At 72.1% G+C, this 7,925-nt stretch carries 5 protein-coding genes; 3 read left to right on the forward strand and 2 right to left on the reverse strand.

The features are described from left to right. Nucleotides 1-130 precede the first annotated feature (130 nt). On the forward strand, nt 131-2,140 hold the full coding sequence (locus tag BLW86_RS35070) for a fibronectin type III domain-containing protein (protein ID WP_177181842.1): 2,010 nt from the start codon (nt 131-133) through the stop codon (nt 2,138-2,140). 63 nt (nt 2,141-2,203) lie between these two features. Here BLW86_RS35070 and BLW86_RS35075 read toward each other — a convergent pair whose 3' ends face one another. Continuing rightward, entirely contained in the window at nt 2,204-2,602 is a 399-nt protein-coding gene (locus BLW86_RS35075; RefSeq protein ID WP_093877748.1) for a nuclear transport factor 2 family protein, read from the reverse strand. Between the two features lie 215 nt (nt 2,603-2,817). Between BLW86_RS35075 and BLW86_RS35080 the strand changes: the two genes are divergently transcribed. Beyond that, nucleotides 2,818-5,817 carry an AfsR/SARP family transcriptional regulator gene (locus BLW86_RS35080; RefSeq protein WP_093877749.1) on the forward strand — a complete coding sequence of 1,000 codons (3,000 nt, stop codon included), beginning with the start codon at nt 2,818-2,820 and terminating at the stop codon, nt 5,815-5,817. A gap of 24 nt (nt 5,818-5,841) precedes the next feature. Here the strand turns inward: BLW86_RS35080 and BLW86_RS35085 are convergent, their stop codons facing one another. Continuing rightward, nucleotides 5,842-6,069 (reverse strand): hypothetical protein, encoded by a 228-nt coding sequence (locus BLW86_RS35085; RefSeq protein ID WP_093877750.1) that lies wholly within the window; start codon nt 6,067-6,069, stop codon nt 5,842-5,844. Nucleotides 6,070-6,405: 336 nt separating this feature from the next. On the opposite strand from BLW86_RS35085, the gene BLW86_RS35090 reads away from it, so the two are divergent. Further along, the gene (locus BLW86_RS35090; RefSeq protein WP_093877751.1) at nt 6,406-7,899 is read left to right on the forward strand and encodes a helix-turn-helix domain-containing protein; all 1,494 of its coding nucleotides are present in this window, start codon (nt 6,406-6,408) and stop codon (nt 7,897-7,899) included. Nucleotides 7,900-7,925 lie beyond the last annotated feature (26 nt).

The following is a 7,925-nucleotide window of genomic DNA, read 5'->3' on the forward strand; positions in this document are numbered from 1 at the left end:
GCGACATGCCGCTTTCGGCCTAATCGGCCTGTTGCGGGTCGCTCGGCGGCCACCCTGAGCCTGTCGACCAGCGTGGGCTGTCGGGGCGGCGGCCGGCAGCCCGGTCCGGCGGCCCAGAGAGGAAATGACCATGGCTCTGAGCCGCCGCCAGTTCGTCGCCTATGCCCTAGCCTCGGGAGTGGCGCTCGAGATCGGTGACGTCGTCGTCTCACCGTCCTCGGCAAGCGCCGCCGCGCAGGTTCCACCGACCTTGCTCGCCGGTCAGGCGCTGACGTCGTCGACGGTGCGACTGCTGTGGACCGCGGTCGCGGGGGCCGACTCCTACCGGGTCTACCGGAACGACCAGCTGATCGCCGAGCAGCCGGGCACTTTGCTGGAGGACACCGGCCTGGCCGCGACGACGACCTATCGCTACGAGGTCACCACCGTGATCGGAGGGGTCGAGTCGGCGCGTTCGGCCCCCGTCATCGTGGTCACCCAGCAGCCGGACCCCGCATCGCCGCCGTCCGCGCCGACCAACCTCAAGGCGAGTTCGATCACGTCGTCGAGCGTGAAGCTCAGCTGGACCAAGTCCACGAGCGTGGCCAAGGTCACCGGCTACCGGATCCTCCGCGGCCCCGTCGGGGCTCCGCTCCAGAACCTGGTCCAGATCGCGACGACCGACGGCGGCACCACCTACACCGCGAGCAAGCTCTTCGCCAACCGCGCCTACCAGTTCGCGGTGCGCGCCGTCGACGTCGCCGGGCACGTCGGGCCGGCCGCCACCATCGTCGTCACGACCAGCACCACGAGCGACACGAGCGCCCCTTCGGCGGTGTCGAGCAGCAGCGTGGCGGTGCGGCGGTACTCCTCCAGCCGGCTCGACGTCGTCTGGGGCTCGTCGAGCTCCAGCGACGTCGCCGGCTACCAGGTCTACCGCAACAACGTCCTCGTCGCCACGGTGGAGGAGCCGCTGCGCAAGACGTACTCCGACAACGGACTCGCCCCGTCGACCTCGTACACGTACCGGATCGCGGCGGTCGATTCCGCCGGCAACGTCTCGGCGCTCACGACCGGCAGGACGCTGTCCACGCCGGCGGCCGGAACCGTCCTGGTCACCCGCGGTCCCTACGTCGTCCAGACCGACCGGACGAGCGCACGCGTGCTGTGGTGGACCAACCTTCCGACTCCGAGCACCGTCGACTACGGGATCGGAGCGTTGACCGCCAGCGTCTTCGACCCCACTCCGCGGCTGCAGCACGCCATGCTGCTCGGCGGGCTCCAGCCGGGAACCGAGTACATCTACCAGGTACGGTCCGGCAACGCCACGCTCGCAGGCAACCGCTTCACCACCGCTCCCGCGCCCGGCGCGTCCTTCACCTTCGCGGCGGTCGGCGACTACGGGGGCGGTTCGGCGCAGGAGGCGAACATCGCGAACCTGATCGCCGCGTCACCCGCCCAGTTCGTGCAGACCCTCGGCGACAACGTGTACCCGGATGCCCAGGACCCGGATCCGGAACGCTTCTACTCCGACTTCGACAACCGCTTCTACAAGCAGTACGGCCCGGCCATCCGCACCCGGACGCTCTATCCGGCGAACGGGAACAAGGACTACTACGGCGACGGCGCGACGGCACGGAACCTGTGGTCCCCGAACAACCAGCGCTGGTACAGCTACGAGTGGGGCGACCTCCACGTCCTCGTCGTCGACAGCGAGCAGCCCCTGGGAGCCGGCTCCCCGCAGCGCGCCTTCGTGAACGCCGATCTCGCCGCCGCGACCACGGCGTGGAAGGTCTGCGTCGTGCACCGCCCGCCCTACAGCTCGACGAGCAGCAGCTCCAGTTCGACGACGGTCCTGACCGATCTCGTTCCGCTCCTGGACCAGTACCGGGTCACGCTCTGCCTCTCCGGCAACTCCCACAACTACGAACGGAGTCATCCGCTGCGCATGGGCGCAATCGATCCGACGGGAGTGACGTACGTCGTCTCCGGTGGTGGCGGCAACGGGCTCAACGCGTTCCAGGCGACCCAGCCGTTCTGGAGCGCGTACCGGGAAGCGCGTTACGAGTACGTGCAGTGCTCGGTCTCCCCGACCCAACTCGTGCTCAACGCGTACAGCGACACCGGGGTGCTCTTCGACAGCATGACCTGGACCCGGTGAACCGGCCGACGGGGCGCGCCCCGTCGAGCCCGTACGGCGACTGAGGAGAGCACGTGGCGCCGCTCACGGCGCCACGTGGTAGTACCGGGTACAGGCGAGGATCATCCCGTCGTCGGCGATCGTGAAGAGGTCGACGAACCGGAGGTCCTGTCCGTCGGTGCCCGGCGCCACCCGGCGCCCCGTGGCGACGACGCTGCGGCCCTGGCCCACGACCCGGTCGATCTCGTGACGGGCCCGTGGCAGGGGGCGCCCGAAATGGGTGTGCAGGACCGCCGCCCGGCCACGGGCCGGCGGCAGCCCCGGCAGTTCGAGGACCACGCCGTCGTGCAGCAGGGAGGCGCACGAGTCCAGGTCACCGGCGTCCAGGTAGTCGTAGACCAGGCGGACATGGTCGATTCCGGCGGCGGTGACCAGGTCTGCCGGTCCCGGCAGCCAGGTGCTCGTGTCATCTTGGCGGTTCAACGGCTGAGCCCCTTTCGCTCTCGGCCAGGATTCTGGGGGGAGCCGCCAACTCCGCGTTATTCCCCCTCTATCTCCGACCGGGATCTTCACGGCATGGACAGGGCGGGGGTGGTTGTGGAGACTGTCCTCACTCGGACCTGAGGTGTCAACTCGTTTCTTTGGTGGGGGAATCGGTGACGGACGACATCGGGGACAGATCCCAGGAACTCCCGGACATGTCGCCCCTCGCCTTCCGGGTCCTGGGGCCGCTGCAGGTCCACGGCCCCGACGGGCCGCTGCGGCTCCCGCCCGGCCGCCAGGAGGTGATCCTCGCGGCGCTGCTCCTGGAGACGAACCGGGTGGTCAGCACCAACCACCTGGTGGACCTCATCTGGGAGGACAACCCGCCGGAGACCGCCCGCACCCAGGTGCAGATCTGCGTGTCGCGGCTGCGCAAACTCCTCGCCGGCGCGGACGGCGAGGTCTCGATCACGACCCGGCCCCCGGGATACGTGCTGCACACCGACGCGGGCAACGTGGACGCCGCACTCTTCACCGGCCTCGTCTTACGGGCCCGCCGACTGCGCGAGCGCGGCGAACTCGACCAGGCCGTACGGCTGCTGAGGGACGCGGTGACGCTGTGGCAGGGCGACTGCCTGTCCGGCCTCGACAGCGGCCCGCTGGCGAACAAGGCGCGACAGCTCAACGAGGAACGTCTGACCGCCGTCGAACTCCGCATCCAACTGGAGCTCGAACTCGGACGGTACGACGGACTCGTGGGCGAACTGCAGAGGCTCACCCACGAACACCCGCTGCGGGAGAAGCTGCGCGGCCAGCTGATCCAGGCCCTGTACTGGTCGGGACGGCAGGCCGAGGCCCTGGAGGCCTTCCGCACCGCCCGACGGTTCCTCGCCGAGGAACTCGGGCTCGAACCCAGCAGGGAGCTCAGGGAACTGGAGTCGGCGATCCTCGCCGGCCGGCTCTCCGCGCCCGCTCCCGTACGCGTACCGGGGGACAGGGCCGAGGAGGAGACGGCGGGAGCGAAGCCCGAGGAGGACCCCGAACCGGCCGCCGCCCCGCCGTCCCCGGAGGCCCTGCGCCAGGACGCCGTACCGCACCAGCTTCCCGCCGCCGTCGCCGACTTCGTGTCCGATCCCGGCCGGCTCGCCGCACTGGAGGAAGCGCTGACCGGGCGGCCGGGCCGCACCACGGTGGGGCTCGCCGCGATCACGGGCAAGCCCGGCACCGGCAAGTCGACGCTCGCCGTGCACGTCGCCCACATGCTCTCCGAGACCGGCTTCCCCGACGGCCAGCTCTACTGCGACCTGCGCGGGACGACCGGCACCCCGGCCACCCCCGAGGAGGTCCTGGGCCGGTTCCTGCGCGCGCTCGGCATCCCCGGCCAGCTGATCCCGGAATCCCTGGACGAGCGCGCCGAGATGTACCGCACCCGACTGGCCTCCCGCCGCGTCCTCGTCGTCCTCGACGACGCCGCCGGCGAGGGCCAGGTGCTGCCGCTGCTGCCCGGCAGCCGGGGCTGTGCCGTCCTCGTCACCGGCCGCGCCCGCCTCACCGCCCTGCCCGGCGCGCACCGGGTCGAACTCGACGTGCTCGCCGAGGACCAGGCGCTCGAACTGCTGTCCAGGATCGTCGGGCGGGAACGCGTCGCGGGCGAGGCCGCGGCCGCGGAGGCCCTGGTCCGCACGGTCGGACGACTCCCGCTGGCCCTGCGGATCGTCGCCGCCCGGCTCGCGGCCCGCCCGCACTGGACCCTGGCGTCCATGGTGCAGCGCCTGGCCAACGAGCGGCACCGGCTCGACGAACTGACCCACGGCGAGATGACGATGCGCGCCAGCCTGTCGCTGACCTACGAGGGCCTGGCGCCGGAGGACCGCCGACTGCTGCGGCTCCTGAGCATGGCGCAGGCACCGACCCTGCCGAGCTGGCTGGCGGGTGCGCTGCTCGACGACCGCCGCCCCTTCCCCTCGGACCTGATGGAACCGCTGGTCGACGTGCAGATGCTGGACGTCGCCGGAGTGGAGCGGACCGGCGGCTTCCGGTACCGCTTCCACGAGATCATCCGCGTGTACGCGCGGGAACAGCTGGCGGCCCACCACACGCCCGAGGCACGACAGGAGGCGCTCGCCCGGATGGCGGGCGGCTGGATGCACCTCGCCCAGCAGGCCCACCGCAAGGTGTACGGCGGGGACTTCACCGTCCTGCACGGCGACGCGCCCCGCTGGGAACCCCCGGCCTCCTACACGGACGAGGTGCTCGCCGACCCGCTGGCCTGGCTCGACGCCGAACAGGCCTCCCTGTGCGGCATGGTCGAACACACCGCCCACGCCGGTCTCCACGACCTCAGCTGGAACCTCGCGACCTCGCTCGTCACGCTCTTCGAGGTGCGCGGCCACTACGACCTGTGGGAGCAGACCCACCTGAGCGCGCTGGCCGCCGTCCGCAAGGCCGGAAACCTGCGGGGAACCGCCGCGATCCGGGCGTCGCTCGGCTCGCTCTACATGAGCCGCAACCAGTTCGACACGGCCCGGCAGGCGCTGAACTCGGCGCTCGACGTCTTCCAGGCGCTGGACGAGCCGATGGGCGAGGCGCTGTGCCGACGCGACATGGCGCTCATCGCACGCACGAACGGCGACGACTCCGCGGCCCTGGAGCTGTACCGGCGGTCCCTGGCCGACTTCGACCGGGCGGGCGACGTGGTGGGCCGCGCGATCGTCCTGACCCAGAGCGCGCACATCCGGATGCGGCAGGGCGAGATCGCGGAGGCACAGAGCCAGCTGGACGAGGCGCTCGACATCTACGAAGGAGTCGGTTACACGGGCGGCCGGGCGCGAACACTGCGGCGCGTCGGGCAGCTGCTGCTCGAACAGGGCCGCAGCGACCTGGCGGTCCTGACCTTCACGGAGGTGCTGGAGCTCTGCCGGGATTCCGGCGACGTCATCGGGGAGGGCCATCTGCTCCGCGACCTGGGGCACGCCTTCGTCATCATGGGCCGTCCCGACCGGGCCAGGGACTTCTACGACCGCGCGGTGGCCGCGCGGGAGGGCGTCATGGATTTTAGCGGTGGCGCGCTGGCGCGCCTTGACCTCGCCCGTCTCCTCGACGCGGAGCCCGGACGTTCCCGGGAGTTGCTCGTCCCTGCGGTCGAGGTGTTCCGCGAGCGGCGGATGGGGCGGGAACTCGCCGAGGCGGAGAGGCTGCTCGCGACCGGCTGCTGAGCGCGCGGGCCTCCCGGACCAGGGTCAGTCCCAGGGGTTGTTGTCGGTGCTGCACGTGGTGACGGGGCCGGTGGCGGTGACCGTCGTCGTGCAGACCGGGGTGGTGCTCGTGGTGCCCGTGGTCCCGTCGGCCCAGCTCGCCTGGACGCCCGCTCCCGTCAGGATCACGACCAGCGCGGCGGTGACGGCGGCGCGGACGGACTTGCGGGCGGCCGTGGCGGACTTGCGGGCGGCGGTGGCGGTGTAGGACATCGGATCCTGCCTCTCGGTGGTGTGCGGCGTTTCCTTGTGACCACCACGTTAGGAACACCCGGATTCACGGCACCGCTCGCTGCCTTATCACCCCGCTATCACGGAACAGCACCCCGCCCGCACCGCTATCACGGGCCCCCGGGCCGCTGTCTTCCGCCATGCCGCCCCGGCCGTCCCGCCGTCCGGAGGGGCGGCAGAGGGTTAGTGCCGGGATGCCCCCCGAATAGTCGCGTCCGGACGATGGGTTCCAGCAGACGGCGAGGCGAAGCCCCCGGCCGGCGTCCAGACCGGGCGCCGACGGAAGGCCCGCCCCAACTCGACGAGCGGGAGCTTCTCATGACGACCGGTCTCTCCCCGGAGGACACCGTGACGGCCACCGCCGCACTCGGCACCCTCATACGCGGCCACCGGCTCCGCATCGGCCTGACCCAGCAGGAACTGGCGGACCTCTCCACCATCAGCGTCCGCGCCATCCGCGACCTGGAGAAGGGAAAGGCACAGCGGCCGAGAGCCGACACGATCCGGCTGATAGCCGACGGCCTGCGCCTGGGCCCCCGGGCCCGCACCGCCCTCGAGGACGCGGTGCGGCGCGGACACGGACACCGGGGCGGTGTCGGGCCCGGCGACCTCGCCGCCGAGCGGCCGGCCCCACCCGTACCGCTGCACCCGCTGATCGAGAGAGCCGCCGAATCCACCGTCCTCACCGAGGAGCTGCGCTCCGGAGCCGAACGCCTGATCACCGTCGTCGGACTGAGCGGCGTCGGCAAGACGAGACTGGCCCTGGAGGCGGCGGCCCGGCTGCACGACGCCGGCTTCCCGATCCTGTGGCACACCGCCCCCGGAGCGGTCGCCGACTGCCTGCCGGCCTGCGACGACCGGCCCGCCGCACTGGCGGCCGACTGCGCCGCCTTCCTCCACGGCGACGGCCGGGCCGACGACCTGGCCCCCGAACTGGCCGGCGTGCTCGGCGCCCGCGCGGTGCTCCTCGTCCTCGACGGCGTCGACACCGCACTGCTCGACTTCCACCGCCTGAGCCGGCTGCTGCGCGAGCTGCCCGGACTCCGCCTCCTCGTCACCGCCGACGAACCCTGGAACGTCCCCGGCGAACGCCTCTTCCTCCTCTCCCCGCTGGAGGCGCCGGACCCCTCCGACGGCCTCCGCCCCGACGCGCCCGCGGCCCGGTTCTTCCTCAGCAGGCTCCGCCACGTCCGCCCCGACATCGTTCCCGACGAGCGCGTCCTCGCCGACATCGCCTGGGTCAGCCACCGGCTCGACGGCCATCCGCTCGCGCTCGCCGCGGCGGCCTCCTGGCTCACCGTCTGCGACCTGACCACCCTGCGCGGCATCGTCGAGTCCGACCCGGCGCCCCTGCTCGACCACCTCGCCGACGGCCGGTCCGGCTCCCGACTCCGCGAGCGCGTCGCCCGTACGCTCGCCGCGCTCCCCGACGGCCACCGGCAGCTGATCGGCGCGCTGTGCGCCGCGAGCGAGGCCGAATTCGTCCTGGAGGACGTCGTCCGGCTGACCGGCATGCCCCTGCCGCACTGCGGCCGCATGGTCCGCGACCTGCTGGTCAGCGGCGTGATCCGGTCCGGCACGGACGGCGGCCGCTCCGCGTTCCGCGTGCTGAGCGTGGTGCGCGCCCTCGCGGCGGACACCACGGCGACGGCGACGGCGATCGCTTCCGCGACGGCGACGGCGACGGCGACGGCGACGCCGACCACGACCACAACCACAACCACGACCGCTTCCGCGACGGCGACCGCGACCATGACCCCTTTCCCGACCGCGACCGCTTCCGCGACCACGGTGCGGGCACCGGTCCGATGAGCGGCAGCGCCGTACCGGACGGTGCC

This window comes from Streptomyces sp. TLI_105 (assembly GCF_900105415.1).
Taxonomy (GTDB): domain Bacteria; phylum Actinomycetota; class Actinomycetes; order Streptomycetales; family Streptomycetaceae; genus Streptomyces.